This is a genomic window from Brevundimonas sp. BH3, from assembly GCF_045345115.1.
Classification (GTDB): Bacteria; Pseudomonadota; Alphaproteobacteria; order Caulobacterales; family Caulobacteraceae; genus Brevundimonas.
This window is the reverse complement of sequence record NZ_CP150796.1, coordinates 158,440-174,671: the sequence shown is the minus strand read 5'-3', so window position 1 is coordinate 174,671 and position 16,232 is coordinate 158,440. Positions and strand designations below refer to the sequence as shown.

The window sequence follows — 16,232 nt, the reverse complement described above, 5'->3', positions numbered from 1 at the left end:
TTGTTTTTGTCCGGCAGAGGCCGTTTAGGCTTGGCCGGTTTCGGCCGGCGAGCCTGCGATCTGCTGCTGGCGGGCCATATAGATGGCGGCAAAGTCGATCGGCTCGACATTGAACGGCGGGTAGAAGCCACCGTCTGCAGTTGCTTGCGAAATGATCTGGCGCGCATACGGGAACAGGTAGCGCGGGCATTCGATCAGCAGCATCGGCTCGATGTCTTGCGGGGCCACGCCTTGCAGGGCGAACAGACCGCCATAAACCAGCTCGACCTGGAAGACCGGCGAGTTGTCGTCAGCGGTGGCCTTGACCGAAATCTTCAGGTCCACCTCGAACAGGCCGTCAGGACGACCACCGGCATTCATTTCAACGCCCATGTCGATGGCCGGTTTGCCTTCGATACGCAGGCTTTCCGGTGCCTTCGGATTTTCGAACGACATGTCGCGGACATATTGGGTGAGGATGCGGAAGCCCGGACCTTGCGGTTGACCCTGCGCCTGATCGGCTTGAGGGTTTTGGCCGTTGGTGTCGGCGGGCGGCGTAGCGTCAGTCATTTCGAAAGGCCGTCTTTGAAAAGTATGCTGCGAAATGCCCCGATTGAGGCAGGTATGAGGCGCGGCGGTAGCACGTTGAGGCTATCGGTCGCAATGTTTGGAGGGGCTTCTATGGGGGCCTTTGCCTTGCGCCGGACAGGATCGCCCCCTAATCACTATATTAAAGATGGCCTGTCCGTGAAGGGACTGCGGGCATTGCAGGGGTGTAAACCTTTTGCAGTGATACAGTCTCCAACGCGGTAAGGCGCTGATTACCCCAAGGAATACCCGTGTCCCAGACCTTCTCTATTGTGTTCTTCGCTGTGATCGCAGCCGTGCTGCTGTTCCAGCTCTACAATGTGCTGGGCAAGAAGGTTGGCCGCCAGCCTGAAGATAATGCCCATAAGGCAAAATCGGCCAAGGCAGCGATTTTAGCTCCCGGTCTACCCAAGACCGTCGATGCCAAGGCCCAGCAGGGACCGGTTATGGACCCTGCTCTGGCGGCGGCGATCTCGGGCCTAAAAGAACGGGATCCGGCCTTCGATCCGGCTCGTTTTGTCGAAGGTGCCCGTCAGGCGTATGAAACCATTGTTCGCGCCTATGCGCGTGGGGAGCGCGAGGCCCTGCGGCCTTTGCTGACGGATAAGGTGATGACCTCGTTCGATGCGGGTATCACCCAGCGCGAACAGGCTGGTATTGTCGAAGCGGTGGAACTGGTTTCGCCGCCGCGTGCTGATATTGAGCTGGCTACGGTCGAGGACAATCTGGCCAAGGCCCGCGTGCGCTTCCTCGCCGAGGTTCGCAGTACGGTGACGCAGGACGGAAGCGAAAGCCAAACGACCGAGCGCCGTACCGCCGAGGTCTGGACGTTTGAACGCAAGCTGGGCACCAGTGACCCTAACTGGTCGCTGGCCCGCGTCGAGGCCGCAACGGCCTGATGACCACGGTGGACAGGGACGGTTCGGTGTCGCGTTTTCCATCCGGTATTCTTATTGCGGCACTGACGCTGTTTGTGGCGGCGTGTGCATCTAGCCCCAAGGTGCCGCAATATCCCTATCCGCCGCAGACAGTTCCTCCTGTCACTTCGCCTCCGGTTCTACCTCCGGATACGGGTGGTCCCCAACCCTACTCTATAGCCTTAAGTGCGCTGCCGGGCTGGTCCAACGAAGACCACTTGTCGGCATTGCGGGCCTATGGCGAGGGGTGCAGGGCCTTGCGCAGCACGGTCAATCTGACCTGTCAGGTTGCGCGCGAGTTTTTGAACTCGCGTCCGGGTCCCAGCCCCAGTGACGCGCGTGCCTTTCTGGAAGAAAGGTTTGTCGCCGTCGAGGCTCGTAAGGAAGATGGCACTGCGGGGATGCTCACGGCCTATTTCGCACCAGAATATCAAGCACGATCCACACCGGATGCCGAGTTCGATGCCCCGGTTCTCAGCCGTCCCGATAATCTGGCCGGTGTAGGTGATCGTGCGGCCATTGAAGCAGGCTCTGCGCGTTCTACAGTCCTGGCATGGATGCGGGCCGAAGACCTGTTTTTCTTGCAAATTCAAGGATCAGGGAACCTGACCTTCCCTGATGGTCGCCGTATGCGCGCGGCCTATGCCGCCGATAATGGCCAGAGGTTTGTCGGTATTGCCCGTCCGATGGCCGAGCGGGGTTTGTTGCCGCAGAACGGCACTTCGGGCGATGCGATCCGCAACTGGTTGGCGACCCATCGTGGCCCTCAGGCGCGAGAAGTGATGAACCTCAATCCGCGCTACATCTTTTTTACGATGACGCCAGATAACGGACGCGAAGCGGTCGGGGCAGCTGCAATTCCGCTTCCGGCGCGGCGTTCGATTGCGGTTGACCCTTCTCACTGGACCTATGGAGAGGCGGTCTGGATCGAGGCTGATGGCGGCAACCTGGTGGGGGCATTGGCCAGCTATCGCGGGCTGGTAATGGCACTAGATACCGGATCGGCCATTCGCGGGCCTGTACGGGCGGATCTTTATATAGGCACCGGCGATGCGGCCGGGCGCGAGGCAGGGGCTGTGCGCCACCCCTTGCGTATGTGGCGGCTGATCCCACGGTATTGATTGGTCGGTTTTTGCAGCACTATTACTGTTAAAATATCAGTGCTACTCTAGATAGCCACGATCCGTGGTCCTCGATGTTGAGGATTGTGCCATGTTCAGATTACGCCATGTCCCAGCAGGTGTCGTCGGTGCCTTCAGTCTTGTATTTTCAGGACTAGCGCACGCGCAGGTTGCCGAGACGACAGACGAGGAAGGCGTGAAACTCCGCTTTCAGGGCGGCGTAAACGCGGTGGTCGAACGCAACCTGTTTTGGCGTTTTGCAGAAACTGTAGCGCAGGCCGAAGACTTCACCTCTGATACCGAATGGCTGGAAGCCTATGTGAAACCGGGGCTGAGTTATCAAAGAACCACAGATAGTGGAGCGACCCTGTATGGGGGCTTGTCGGTCGTCGGGTCATGGACGGCAGGTGACGATGCCTTTGGGGCGGGCGATACCGGTCGGGTGACGCTGGAAGAAGCCTATGCGGGCGTACGCTTCAGTCAGGGGGGCTTTGATTTCGATCTTTCGGCGGGCTCTCAGGAATTTGAAGCGGGCACGGGCATGCATCTGTCCAATGGCGGCTCGAACGGCTTTTCTCGCGGGGCTTTGAAACTGGGACCACGTAAGGCATGGGCCATGGCCGTTCTGGCGCGGGCCAAGCGCGGCGATGTTTCGGGTACCGCCTTTTATCTTGATCCCAACAGCGCGCCCGATAATGACAATGGTACGACCATAGCCGGTTTTGACCTGCGTTATAACCCTGATCCAATGACCCATTACGGGGCGACGATCGGCAAGGTGCTGGAATCGCGTGCACCCTATCCCGTCGCCGCACCTGGCGGGATCGGGGTGCCATCTATTCTGGAGAATGGCCGCGACGGTTTGACTTTTGTCGATCTGTATATGCGGGCGCGTCCCTTTGCCGACGCCCTCCCCGGAGCCTTTGTGGTGGCAGAGGTGTCGCTCCAGAATAATGACCGTATCGACATGCGTGCCTGGGGCGGTAGGGCTTGGGCCGGTTATGATTTCAATCATCGCTGGAAGCCGTCCATGGGCTTTGGCTAGCAGATATTTTCCGGTGATGATCCCGATACGACGCGTCTGGAGCGGTTTGATCCGCTTTATTACGAGGGCAATCCGAAATCGTGGTCAACGGGTTCAAAGTCGTCGATGGTTTTCATCAACTCCAATGTTTCGTCATGGAATCTGGGCTTTGGCATGTGGCCTACGGCACAGGACAAGGTGAGCGTGCAGTTTTCGCGGGTTTTGGCCGACAAGCGCCTTAGCCCCATCCAATTTGGTCAGGCGACCCGCGTCGAGGTTGATCAAGGGATCGTCAATCCAATTGCCGGCGTCACACGCAGACATTTGTCGGATGATATCTTTGTTGAATACATGCGGGTTGTCACACCAAACGTTTATCTGACCGCAGGCTATTCCTTTTCGGTGCCCGGACCCGGCATCGATTCAATCGTGACCCAGGCGAAAGCTCCCACCTGGCATGGTGGCTTCGTCAACCTTATCGTCAATTACTGAGGGCACTCCCCCATGCCGTATTCTGCTTTTGAAGGGTTTAACCGTCGCAGTTTTCTGGCAGCGACCGGAGCCAGTGCCGGATTGGGCGCATCGGCGCTCGTGGCCTCTCCGGTATGGTCACAGACGCGACAGGAGACGACGGTCTTCTCGGGCGGGATGATCCGTACCATCAATGATACCATGCCTGTTGCCGAAGCGCTGGCGGTGCGTGGTGGCCGGATTGTTGCCGTTGGTGCGCTTGATGATGTCCGCTCCGTGGTTGGACGCGGGGCTCGCATGGTGGACCTTCAGGGGCGTACCCTGCTGCCGGGCTTTTTCGATCCGCACGGCCATGTGTCGATGGTGGGTCTACAGGCGCGCTATGCTAACCTGCTGCCCGCGCCCGATGGCGAGGGCAACGACATCCCTGCCCTGCAACGGGTGACGCGCGTGTGGATGGACCGTCATGCCGATCTGGTGCGTGATACGGGTCTGGTGATCGGATTCGGCTATGACGATTCCCAATTAAAGGAACAGCGCCACCCGACACGCGACGAACTGGATGCGATTTCTACGGATGTGCCGATCCTGTTCCTGCACCAGTCCGGCCATATGGGATCGGCCAATAGTGCCGCACTGGCCGCAGCGGGGATCAGTGCCAGTTCGCCCGATCCGGACAATGGCGTGTTTCGTCGCCGCGACGGCTCGTCCGAGCCGAATGGGGTGATGGAGGAGACGGCCCTGTTTGCCGTCATGGGGGGCCTGTTCACCCGCCTGAGCCTTGAGGCCAACCGGCAGATGCTGGTCGAGGGCGCGCGTTACTATGCCCGTTTCGGCTATACCACCGCCCAGGACGGACGCTCCTCGACGGACACCTGCAACATGATTGCAAGCTTGGCCGCCGAAGGGGCTTTGCCGATCGACATTCTGTCTTTCCCCGACATCCTGACATCGACAGATGTGATGGCGACGCCGCTGTTCCGGCGCCATTATGAAGGCCGTTATCGCATTGGCGGGGTCAAGCTGACGCTGGATGGCTCGCCACAGGCCAAAACCGCGTGGCTGTCGCAACCCTATTTCATCCCGCCCGAAGGTCAGCCTGCTTCCTATCGCGGCTATCCGGCGGTCAGCGAGCAAAAAGCGCTGGAAATGGTCGATCTGGCCTTTGCCAATAACTGGCAGATCGAGGTGCATGCCAATGGGGATGCAGCGATTGATCTGTTAATCGCCGGCGTTCGTGATGCGACCCGCAAACATGGTCAGGAGGACCGCCGACCCGTTCTGATCCACGGTCAGACCACGCGCGAGGACCAGTTGGACGATCTGAAGACGCTGGGCATCGTGCCGTCGCTCTTCCCTATGCACACCTTCTATTGGGGGGACTGGCACAGGGATTCCGTGCTGGGGCCACGTCGGGCCGAGTTTATCTCGCCCTGTATGTCGGTGGTACGACGCGGAATGCGCTTTACTTCGCATCATGATGCGCCGGTGGCCAATCCCGATGCGATGCGGGTACTGTCGGCGACGGTAACGCGGCGCACGCGATCGGGCGATATTCTGGGACCGGATGAATGTGTACCCGTCGAGATCGCCCTGAAGGCTATGACCCTGTGGGCCGCGTGGCAGCACTATGAGGACGACCAGAAGGGCTCGCTTGTGGCGGGCAAGCTGGCGGACATGACGCTGCTGGAAGACGACCCCGTAACCATTGATCCCGACCGTATTGCCGGGATCAAGGTCAGCGAGGTCTATAAGGAAGGCGGCAAGGTCGTCTTCTCTTAAGCCTAGCGCTTCTTCAGACCGCCCAGCACCCCGCGCAAAAGCTCGCGGGTCAGGGTGGTGCCGACGGTCCTGAGCACCGACTTGGTCAGGGCCTCGGTCGGGGTTTCGCGGGTCGAGCGACGCGCGGGCGCACGGGCAGCCGTTGCGGCCTTGGCCGCTTCCTTTTCAGCCTTGGCACGGGCTTTTTCGGCTTCTACAGCGGCCTTGGTGTCGGCCTCCAGACGCTGGGCCTGTGCCTTACGGGCCTTTAGGATTTCTTCGGCGCTCTCGCGATTGATGGCGGTGTCATAGATGCCGCGCACCGGGCTGTTCTGGATAATGGCGGCGCGTTCGGCATCTGTAGCGGGGCCCAGACGTGAATCCGGCGGACGGATCTTGGTCTGGGCAACAACGGTGGGGGCCCCTTTTTCATCCAGCACCGAAACCAGAGCCTCGCCGACGCCCAAGGCCTGAATAGCCTCGGCGGTGTCAAAGGTGTCATTGGTGCGGAAGGACTGCGAAGCGGCGCGCAGGCCCTTTTGTTCGGCGGGCGTATAGGCGCGCAGGGCGTGTTGGATGCGGTTGCCCAATTGCGCCAGCACGGTGTCGGGAATGTCGGCCGGATTTTGCGTGACAAAATACACGCCGACACCCTTGGAACGGATCAGGCGTACAACCTGCTCGATCTTCTCCAGCAGGCCGCGTGGCGCATCGTTGAACAAAAGGTGGGCTTCATCAAAAAAGAAGACCAGCTTGGGTTTGTCGGGGTCGCCGATCTCGGGAAGCTGTTCGAACAGTTCTGACAACAGCCAGAGCAGGAAGGCGGAATACAGACGCGGGCTGTTCATCAGGCGCGTGGCATCCAGCACATTGATCTGGCCCATACCGTAGGGGGTCTTGATCAGATCATCGAGTTTGAGGGCCGGTTCGCCAAAGAAGCTCTTGGCCCCTTGTTGTTCCAGTTGCAGGATCGAGCGCTGGATGGCCGCGACAGATTGCGGCGAGACGCTGCCGACCTCGGCACCGATGGTCTTGGCGTTTTCCGACAGATAGGTCAGCAGGGCGCGCAGATCCTCAAGGTCGAGTAACAGCAGGCCTTCCTTGTCGGCCACATGGAAGGCAATCGACAGGACGCCTTCCTGCACCTCGTTCAGTTGCAGCATCTGCGCCAGCAGCAAGGGGCCGACATCCGAAACCGTGGCGCGGATCGGGTGGCCCTTTTCACCATACAGGTCCCAGAACACGGTCGGGGCGGCCCGTCCATGCAGTGCCACGCCGAGCTTGGCGGCCCGTTCGGCAAATTTTTCGGTACCGCCTGCCTGCGAAATACCGGACAGATCGCCTTTGACGTCGGCACAGAAGACCGGAACGCCCGCATCGGCAAAACCCTGGGCCATGATTTGCAGCGTGACGGTCTTACCCGTACCGGTGGCACCCGCGACGATACCGTGACGGTTGGCACGGTTCAGCAAAAGGCGCTGTGGCTGACCATCAAAAGACTGGCCGAGAAAAAGCGAAGGGGTATCGGTCATACAGGGTCTCCGTTTGAGGCATCACGCTGCGGCGCCCGTGACGATCACACAAGGGGAAGCTATGAGAATGGGAACTATCATGTTTCCTGTGTGATTGAGGGAGCAGATACTCTCAGCCGGACCGTGTTTTCATGAAATTACCTTTGACGTCCAATATCGCTGTCTCCAGTCGCAATGCGATTGTCATTGTCGCGGTGGTCGCCGCGGGGGCCTCGCTTTACTGGCTGCGTGATATTTTGACGCCATTGGCCATGGCTATCTTTCTGATGATCATGATCGGAGGGATTGAACGCTGGCTGTCGAACAGGGCGCGCATTCCGACGAGATTTGCGGGGCTGGCCGCAATCGGACTGGTGGTTATAGGTTTTCTGATCTCGATCTGGATTATCATCGACGGTGCGGCGGGCTTCTTTACCGATGCCTCGGGCGTGGCGGGGAGTATCGGTCCGCGTATCGACCAGATCAGCCTTGATATTAGCAGCCTGTTCGGCGTTGAAAATCCTCCAACCTTGCAGGAGATGATTGCAGGGATCGATCTGCGCGGCTGGCTGACCACGGCGGCGTTGCAGGCGCAGGGCATTGCTTCCAGCGCGTTTTTTGTTCTGATCTATCTGGGTTTTCTACTGGCTTCGCGTCACGGCTTCAAAAAGAAGATCGTCGGCCTGTTCCCGGATCGCGGACATCGTCACGAAGCGCTTCAAGTCTATGAGCGTGTACGCGGCGGGGTCGAGGGCTATCTATGGGTGCAGGCTGTTACCGGTGTGATGATCTGTTTTGTAGCCTGGATACTGATGCGTGTCGTAGGATTGCAGAATGCCGAGTTCTGGACCTTTGTGATCTTTGTAGTCGGTTTTATTCCGATCCTGGGCGGTGCGATTGCCGGTCTGGCACCACCGCTATTTGCTCTGGTCCAGTTCGAGAGCTACTGGCCAGCCCTGATCCTGTTGGTGGGATTGCAGACCCTTTTGTTTGTGGTGGGGAATGTGATCCAGCCGCGTATGCAGGGCGACAACCAGAATATTGACCCGATTGCGGTGCTGCTGGCATTGGCCTTCTGGGGCAAGCTGTGGGGTGTGGTAGGTATGTTCCTGTCCACGCCGCTGGCTGTGATGGCCATGGCCATTTTGGCAGAGTTCAAAGGCTCGCGCTGGATGGCCGTATTGCTTTCTGGTGATGGCAATCCCTATGCAGGTGACGGAACGCCGGAATCCAGCAAAACTGACACGAAAGCGTCACTATCTGACCGATTGATCGGAAAATTGCGGCGCAAATCCTGAATTTGGTCGAAAAATTTCTTCGAACTGTCCTTGATTCGCCGTAATCGGTCTCTAAATCAACAATCAGACGCCGCGGCCCTCCCCTCCCCTCCCCGGGCCGCGCGTTAAATGGCCGGCGCTTCCCCTCCTAGCGCCGGACTTGAGCAGGCCGTCGGACCCCGTTCGACGGCCTTGTTCAATTCAGCCTCCAACATGTCTCATGGGTCACCGTAGACGGGGCGGATTTGGGGCGAAATCTTCAACATTATGGCAGCTTTATGGATCGGCCTTTCGTCAGGTGGGCCGTTCGCGCAACATTGTGCGCTGCACACAGAGATATGGGCCAAAAGGCCACTAGGCATAGACACGCAGGGCGCTAAGGTGGCCCGATCAGGTGGCCTGTGTGGCCCCGTTTGACGAGAATAGATTATGTCAGCCGCTTCGCGTTCTGCTTCCGCCGGTCAGGCCAATCTGGAGGCGCTTTTGAAAGCCTTCTCCGAGGTTGCTTCAGGCCCGCCGGGAGCGGCACAGGCGTCCCTGCTGGAGCAGGTGATCGAAGATTACGAAGCGGACGAAACCCCAGAAGTCGGTCTGAACGATCTGGCCGCCCTGATCAATCAGGCATGGCAACAGGCCAGCAAGCGCGAAGCCGGTTCGCAGGCCTTTGTGACAGTTGGACCGCTGAACGGTGCCGACGGTCGCGCGACGGGTTATGATCAGGTTTTGATCCTTCAGGACGACGCGCCCTTCCTGGTGGACAGCGTGCTGGGTGAACTGGCCGATGCGGGCGTGACGGTGCGCGCCCTGTACCACCCTATTGTCGAGATGGGCGCAGGTCGCTGTGACTCGCTGATCATCCTGATTATTGATCCGCTGCCACAGGAACGCCGCGACGTTCTGGGCGAGGGCCTGGCTTCGGCCATGAGCGATGTGCGTCTGGCGGTTCAGGACCATGCCCGCATGGTCGAGGCCATGCAGCAGGCGATTGGCCGACTGGAAGCCCATAATTCGGACCGGATCGATCCGGCGGTGCGCGAGGAAAACATCGCCTTCCTGCGCTGGGTCAAGAGTGACCATTTCGTCTTCCTTGGCGCGCGCGACTACGACTTCCCGGTCGGTGCCAATGGCGAGCTTCAGGCCGAAGCGCCGATGAGCGAAAACGAAAGCGGCATGGGTATCCTGAGCGATCCCGAGCGTCGCGTTCTGCGCCGTGCCTCTGAGCCGGCTGTTCTGACCCCGGCCATGAAGCAGCAGATGGACCACAGTGATCCGGTGACGGTGGCCAAGTCCAACCTGCGTTCGCGTGTCCATCGCCGTGCCGTAATGGATTACATCGGTGTCAAACGCTACGACGCGCAGGGCCGTGCTGTGGGAGAGACCCGTTTCGTGGGTCTGTTCACGGCAGAAGCCTATGACAAGATGGCGTCGGTCGTCCCTCTGATCCGTCGCAAGGTGGCCAATGCGCTGGCGCGTGCGGACAAGGCCGAGGGCAGCCACAACTATAAGCGCCTGAAGAACATTCTCGAAAACTATCCGCGCGACGAGCTGTTCCAGATCTCGGAAGACGAGCTTTTGGATACGGCGCTGGGCATTCTGCACCTGTATGACCGTCCGCGTATCCGTCTATTCTCGCGCCGTGACCCGTTCGACCGGTTTGTCTCTGTTCTGGCCTTCATTCCGCGAGAGCGCTTTGATGCAAGCTTGAGGGCCCGTATCGGCCAGATTCTGGCCGAGGCTTGGGGCGGTCGTGTTTCGGCCTGGTATCCGCAACTGTCGGATCAGCCCCTGACCCGTGTTCACTACATTATCGGCGTGACGCCGGGGGCCCACCCGACGCCCGATGCCAAGGTACTGGAAGCGGCAGTAGCCGAGGCTGGCCGTTCGTGGGTTGACCGTTTCGAAAGCGCATTGCGCGCCGCTGATTTCGATGAAGTGGCTGTTGGTCCGACCAGTGCCAAGTGGGCTGAAAGCTATGGCGCCGGTTACCGCGACCGTTATGACGCTACGGAGGCCGTGGCCGATCTGGGTCAATTTGACCGTCTGAATGACGGATCAGCAGCTGACGGTATCAGCGCCGAGCCGGTGGCTGTGCGCGCCTTCCGCACCGAGGGCGAAACCTCGTTGCAGTTCCGCTTTAAACTGTATCGCCGCGGTTCGGCTGTGCCTCTGTCGGATGTGTTGCCGATCCTGGCTGATATGGGTCTCAAGACGCTGGAAGAATCCGACCACGTTGTGCGTCCGCAAGGTGATGAACCGATCTATATCCACGACTTCCTGTTGGAAGACCCGCGTGGCGACAAGCTCGAATTTGCCGATATCAAGGCACCGTTTGAGGCGGCATTTGCAGCGGTATGGAATGGTCGCACCGAGAGCGACGGCTTCAACCGTCTGGTTCTGGAACTGGCGATCGACTGGCGTGAAGCGGCTTTGATCCGCACCCTTGCCCGCTATCGCCAGCAGACCGGTCTTGATCCGTCGCAGGCGGTTCAGGAAGTGGCTCTGCGGGAATATCCGCAGGTCTCGCGCGCGATCCTGTCCCTGTTCGCGGCCAAGTTTGATCCGGCCAAAGGCGGTGACGCGGCTTCGCGTGAAGCCGGTGTGGCGGAAATCCAGAAGACGATCACGACCCTGCTTCAGGGTGTGGCCAGCCTGGACCACGACCGAGCCCTGCGTCGCATTGCCGATCTTATCGGTGCCGTAAAGCGCACCAACTTCTATCAAGGCAAGCCGCATATCTCGATCAAGATCGCCCCGCGCGAGATCGAGGAAATGCCGCTGCCCAAGCCGTTCCGCGAAATCTTCGTCTGCGCACCGCATGTCGAGGGCGCTCACCTGCGCTTTGGTCCTGTGGCCCGTGGGGGTCTGCGCTGGTCGGATCGTCGCGACGACTTCCGCACCGAGGTTTTGGGTCTGGTAAAGGCTCAGCAGGTGAAGAACTCGGTCATCGTGCCGGTCGGCTCCAAGGGTGGCTTCTATCCGAAGCAACTGCCCGTCGGTGGTGACCGCGACGCCATGCAGGCCGAAGCGATCCGCGCCTATAAGACCTTCCTGTCCGGTATGCTCGACATCACCGACAACATCGTCGGTGAAGGTGCGCCGGTACGTCCTGAAAACGTCATCGCCTGGGAAGGTGACGACCCCTATCTGGTGGTGGCCGCCGACAAGGGCACGGCGACCTTCTCGGACATCGCCAATAGCGTGTCACAGTCTTACGGCTTCTGGCTGGACGATGCCTTTGCCTCGGGCGGCTCGGCCGGTTACGACCACAAGGAAATGGGCATCACCGCGCGCGGCGCATGGGAAGCGGTCAAGCGCCACTTCCGCGAAACCGGCAAGGACATCCAGAACGACCCGTTCACAGTGGTCGGCGTGGGCGACATGTCCGGTGACGTGTTCGGCAACGGTATGCTGCTGTCCAAGGCGATCAAGCTGGTGGCAGCCTTTGACCACCGCGATATCTTCCTCGACCCGAGCCCTGATCCGGCCAAGTCGTGGGAAGAGCGCAACCGTCTGTTCAACACCCCGCGCACGACCTGGCAGGACTATGACAAGGGCCTGATCTCTGAAGGCGGGGGTGTCTTCTCGCGTGCGGCCAAGACCATCACCCTGACCCCGCAGATCAAGGAAATGCTGGATATCGAGGCCGATACGGTCGATCCGGTCACCCTGATGCAGGCCATCCTGAAGGCCCGTGCAGAGCTGCTCTATTTCGGCGGCATCGGCACCTACATCAAGGGTGCAGGCGAAACCAACGCCCAGGTCGGCGACAAGGCCAATGATGCGATCCGTATCAATGGCGGCGATGTCCGTGCACAGGTTATCGGCGAAGGTGCCAACCTCGGCATGACCCAGCTGGGTCGTATCGAAGCCGCCCGTGCGGGTACCCGTCTGAACACCGACGCCATCGACAACTCGGCGGGCGTGGACAGTTCGGACCAAGAGGTGAACATCAAGATTCTGACCGGCGGTGCTATCGCCTCGGGTCACCTCAAGGCCGAGGACCGCAATGCCCTGCTGAAGTCGATGACCGATGAAGTGGCGCAAAAGGTTCTGGCGCACAATTACGACCAGACCCTGGCTGTGACCCTACAGCAGGCTGAAGGCGCAGCGGCTCTGGACGCCCAGCAGGCCTTCATGCAGCACCTGACCGCACTCGGTAAGCTGAACCGTGCCGTGGAATATCTGCCCGACGATGCCCGCATCGCCGAGATGAAGCTGCAAGGTACGGGCCTGACCCGTCCGGAACTGGCGGTGTTGACGGCCTATTCGAAGCTGGAACTGTTTGACGAGATTGTCGCCTCGGCGGCACCGGACGATGCTTTCTTCGAAGATATGCTGGTCCACTACTTCCCGGCACCGCTGGCGAAGTTCGAAGAGGATATGAAGGGTCACCGCCTACGTCGTGATATCATCGCGACTGTGCTGTCGAACGAGATCGTCAACATGGCCGGTGCCACCTTCCCTGATCGCCTGCGTGCGGCAGCGGAATGCGACACGGCGGCTATGGTCACCGCGTTTGAAACTGCCCGTCAGGTCTTCCGTCTGGATCAGGCATGGAAGGATGTTTCGGCGCTGGATCTCAAGATTCCGGCAGAGGCCCAGACCGCTCTGTATCGCGAGATCGCACTGGTCTTGCGTCGTCAGACCTATTGGCTGGCTCGCCGTGCCGCTCGCACGGAAACGACTGTAGGCAGCATGATTGCGGCCTATCAGCCCGCAGCGGACGCCCTGCGTGCCGCAGGGCCGGACGTGCTGTCGCGTTACGAGCAGGATCGCTATGAGAGCCGTGTGGCCACCTTTGTGGGTCTGGGGGCTCCCGAAGCTCTGGCCCGCGATATCGCTATGCTGCGTCCGATGGTGGCAACCGCCGACATTGGTGATCTGGCGACTGAAATGGGTTGGAACGCACCGGCAATGGCGCGCCTCTATCACCAGGTGGGTGCCGCGTTCGACTTTGACCGTCTGCGTGTGGCCGCCGGTTCGATCGCCTCGGGTGACCATTTTGACCGTCTGGCCGTGCGTCGCCTGATTCAAGACCTGATGGCCGAACAGCAGCAGCTGACCCGCGCCGTTGCCGCCTCGGTCAATGAAAGCGTTTCGATCAGTGAAGCCGATGCGGAAGCTGCAGTGGACAGCTGGATTGGTGATCGCCTGCCGCAAGTCGAGGCCCTGCGGGCTTCGGTGGACGGTATCGAAACCTCGGGTGCGGGCTGGACCTTCGCCAAGTTGACGATTGCCAATTCGGGCATTCGCGAGGTGATCTCCAGCGCGGCCTGATCAGGTTTTTGAACAAAGGAAATGGGCGGCTCCTGACGGGGCCGCCTTTTTTCTGGTCGCTAACGAGGCCGTGATGGGGGTTGGCGCAAGGGCGGGCTTTGGTTTAGCTGATGTTTCAAACCATTGGCGGAGCGGCGGATTTGATCCGGAAATTTCTGGTCGTTGTTGACGATACACCTGAGATGAATGCGGCGCTGGGCTATGCCTCGCAGCGCGCGCGTTCTACCGGCGGACGGGTCGTGTTGTTGCGTGTGACGCCTGCAGCCACAGACGAACACTGGTCAGGCGTGCGTGATGAAATACGCCGCCAGAACCGCGAGGAGGCCGAGGCCTTGCTGGCCCGGCTCAGTGAAACGGTGGTGGAAAGGTCCGGACACGCGCCCGTCTTTCTGATTGCCGAGGGCGATCCGCTGGCGGCTATAAGACGAGCAGCTGCCGAAGATCCAGACATCAAGATTCTGGTACTGGCGGCCGCATCCGGCTCCCGAGGTCCGGGGCCACTGGTTTCGGCCATTCTAAAACAGGGTGTTGGCGTCGAAGGGCGTAAACTGCCGGTGACGATTGTGCCGGGCGAAATGACGGACGCCGATATCGACGATGTCGCCTGAGGCCGTTGGGCAGGTTCTACAGAACCTGCTCTACCGCATTCACTTCGGGTACATAGTGGCGCAGCATCTGTTCCACACCCGATTTGAGAGTTGCCGAAGATGATGGGCAACCCGAGCAGGCCCCGCGCATACGTAGACGCACAATGCCGGTTTTGTGGTCGAAACTGTCAAACAGAATGTCGCCACCGTCCTGCGCCACCGCAGGGCGGATGCGGCTGTCCAGCAGGTTCTTGATCTCCAGAATGATCTCGTCGTCTTCCTGTTCGGCATGGCCTTCTGGCTTGGCTTCGTAGCGCAGCAAGGGTGCACCCGAGACGAAGTGATCCATGATGACCGACAGGATCGACGCCTTCATATCCCCCCAGCCGGGGCCGCGTTCGTGGCGTGTGACAGAGACGTAGTCCTCGCCGAAGAAAACACCGTCGACACCTTCCAGTTCGAACAGGGCCTCGGCCAGCGGCGAAGCGGCTGCTTCTTCGATGGTGCGATATTCGATGGATGTGCCGGGCGCGACCTCGCGACCCGGAATGAATTTCAGGGCGTTCGGGTTCGGGGTGGGTTCGGTCTGGATGAACATGCTAGCCAGATGCGGCTTTCGCGGGCGGACTTCAAGGGCCAGCGGCTCTTAATGTTTCACATGAAACCACTCGTAACGGCGGTTTTTAGATGGCAGTCTCGCATCCATGAACGAACAGGAAGCGGCAATACGGATTGGCGAGGCCTTGGGCCGGTTACGGCGCGAGCGGGGTTTGAGCCAGGCCGAGGCGGGTGCCCGTATTGGCATGACCAGTCAGGGCTGGAGCCTCTATGAAGCGGGGCGCCGTGCGGGGTTGTTTCGCCCCGACATGCAGAAGCGTCTGACCTCGGCACTGGATGCCACCCCCGAAGACCTGATGTTGCTGGCGGAAGCGGCCCCCTCGCCCATAGCTTTACCTGTGGTAGATGGCTCGAGTGTTCAATCAAAGGGGCGCGATTTCGATCCGGTTGCATCACCCAAAATCCGGCGTGAACATTATCGTCTGGATACGGACGATATGGGGCCGTGGGCTTTCGCGGGTACGATTATTGAGTATGAAAAAGATCGACCGCCCAGAAAGGGTGGCGGCGCGGTTGTGCAATTGCGGGACGGTCGCCTGCATTTGGGTCTGTGGCAGGGTTCGGATGATCGGGGTGTGGTTCTGGCCAATGCCGATGGCATCCAAACACAGTTTTCATGGCGCGATATCGTGGCGGTCTCGGCAGTGACGGCACGTCTAGAGCCAGATTGAAACAAAATCGTTGTATCAAACCTTAAGCTGTGCAACGGTTTCGTTGCAATCTTGAGGGGGTGCCGATGTCACGCCAGTGCGGAGAGGTCGATATGTGGGTCGGGCGGGCACTTGCCTCGCTTCGTCAACAAAGAGGCCTGTCGCAAAGCGCACTGGCCAAAAGCCTCGGGCTTAGCTTTCAGCAGGTTCAGAAATACGAGGGCGGCCAGAACCGCCTGTCGGCCGGGCGCCTGTTTGAGCTGGCAACCGTGCTGGAATGCAGCATCGGGGATTTCTTCCCACCTGGTCCTGTCCCCGCTCAGGCCGTTTCAATGACAGCAGAGAAGCGAACGATTTCGCAGAACTTCATCCGTATTGAGGATAAGGCCCTGCGCCGCTCGGTGGCCCATATCATAGAGGCGCTGGCGCAGACCTGACGGGAGCGCTAGGA

13 protein-coding genes are annotated in these 16,232 nt (G+C 59.9%); 10 read left to right on the top strand and 3 right to left on the bottom strand.

Annotated features, from left to right (window positions below; translation table 11 throughout):
- Positions 1-24: 24 nt before the first annotated feature.
- Complete coding sequence (gene secB / locus WEU32_RS00785; protein WP_167175659.1) at positions 25-549, bottom strand: protein-export chaperone SecB; 525 nt, start codon at positions 547-549, stop codon at positions 25-27.
- Between the two features lie 269 nt (positions 550-818).
- Here secB and timA point away from each other — a divergent pair, with 269 nt between their 5' ends.
- The 5 genes from timA to WEU32_RS00760 all read left to right on the top strand — a co-directional run bounded on the left by timA (position 819) and on the right by WEU32_RS00760 (position 5,882).
- Positions 819-1,466 (top strand): TIM44-related membrane protein TimA, encoded by a 648-nt coding sequence (gene timA, locus WEU32_RS00780; RefSeq protein ID WP_406852528.1) that lies wholly within the window; start codon positions 819-821, stop codon positions 1,464-1,466.
- A complete protein-coding gene (locus tag WEU32_RS00775; RefSeq protein WP_406852527.1) occupies positions 1,466-2,605 on the top strand; it encodes a murein transglycosylase A in 1,140 nt (379 codons plus the stop codon). Before timA ends, WEU32_RS00775 begins: the two co-directional genes overlap by 1 nt.
- Positions 2,606-2,696: 91 nt before the next feature.
- A complete protein-coding gene (locus tag WEU32_RS00770; RefSeq protein WP_406852526.1) occupies positions 2,697-3,650 on the top strand; it encodes a hypothetical protein in 954 nt (317 codons plus the stop codon).
- A gap of 105 nt (positions 3,651-3,755) precedes the next feature.
- Positions 3,756-4,121 carry a hypothetical protein gene (locus tag WEU32_RS00765; protein WP_406852525.1) on the top strand — a complete coding sequence of 122 codons (366 nt, stop codon included), beginning with the start codon at positions 3,756-3,758 and terminating at the stop codon, positions 4,119-4,121.
- 12 nt (positions 4,122-4,133) lie between these two features.
- Positions 4,134-5,882: an amidohydrolase gene (locus WEU32_RS00760; RefSeq protein ID WP_406852524.1), complete on the top strand. Its 1,749-nt coding sequence runs from the start codon at positions 4,134-4,136 to the stop codon at positions 5,880-5,882.
- Between the two features lie 2 nt (positions 5,883-5,884).
- On the opposite strand, the gene WEU32_RS00755 is transcribed toward WEU32_RS00760, so the two are convergent.
- Complete coding sequence (locus WEU32_RS00755) at positions 5,885-7,393, bottom strand: helicase HerA-like domain-containing protein (protein ID WP_312138704.1); 1,509 nt, start codon at positions 7,391-7,393, stop codon at positions 5,885-5,887.
- 131 nt (positions 7,394-7,524) lie between these two features.
- Here WEU32_RS00755 and WEU32_RS00750 point away from each other — a divergent pair, with 131 nt between their 5' ends.
- From WEU32_RS00750 to WEU32_RS00740, 3 genes are all read left to right on the top strand, one after another.
- A complete protein-coding gene (locus tag WEU32_RS00750) occupies positions 7,525-8,670 on the top strand; it encodes an AI-2E family transporter (protein ID WP_312138702.1) in 1,146 nt (381 codons plus the stop codon).
- Between the two features lie 408 nt (positions 8,671-9,078).
- Entirely contained in the window at positions 9,079-13,926 is a 4,848-nt protein-coding gene (locus WEU32_RS00745; RefSeq protein WP_406852523.1) for an NAD-glutamate dehydrogenase, read from the top strand.
- Positions 13,927-14,066: 140 nt separating this feature from the next.
- Positions 14,067-14,534: a universal stress protein gene (locus tag WEU32_RS00740; protein ID WP_406852522.1), complete on the top strand. Its 468-nt coding sequence runs from the start codon at positions 14,067-14,069 to the stop codon at positions 14,532-14,534.
- A gap of 16 nt (positions 14,535-14,550) precedes the next feature.
- Here WEU32_RS00740 and WEU32_RS00735 read toward each other — a convergent pair whose 3' ends face one another.
- A complete protein-coding gene (locus WEU32_RS00735) occupies positions 14,551-15,111 on the bottom strand; it encodes a NifU family protein (protein WP_406852521.1) in 561 nt (186 codons plus the stop codon).
- Between the two features lie 106 nt (positions 15,112-15,217).
- Between WEU32_RS00735 and WEU32_RS00730 the strand changes: the two genes are divergently transcribed.
- Both WEU32_RS00730 and WEU32_RS00725 read left to right on the top strand, forming a co-directional pair.
- Positions 15,218-15,802 (top strand): helix-turn-helix domain-containing protein, encoded by a 585-nt coding sequence (locus tag WEU32_RS00730; protein ID WP_406852520.1) that lies wholly within the window; start codon positions 15,218-15,220, stop codon positions 15,800-15,802.
- Positions 15,803-15,894: 92 nt separating this feature from the next.
- Positions 15,895-16,218: a helix-turn-helix domain-containing protein gene (locus tag WEU32_RS00725; RefSeq protein ID WP_406852519.1), complete on the top strand. Its 324-nt coding sequence runs from the start codon at positions 15,895-15,897 to the stop codon at positions 16,216-16,218.
- The last annotated feature ends 14 nt before the right edge of the window (positions 16,219-16,232 follow it).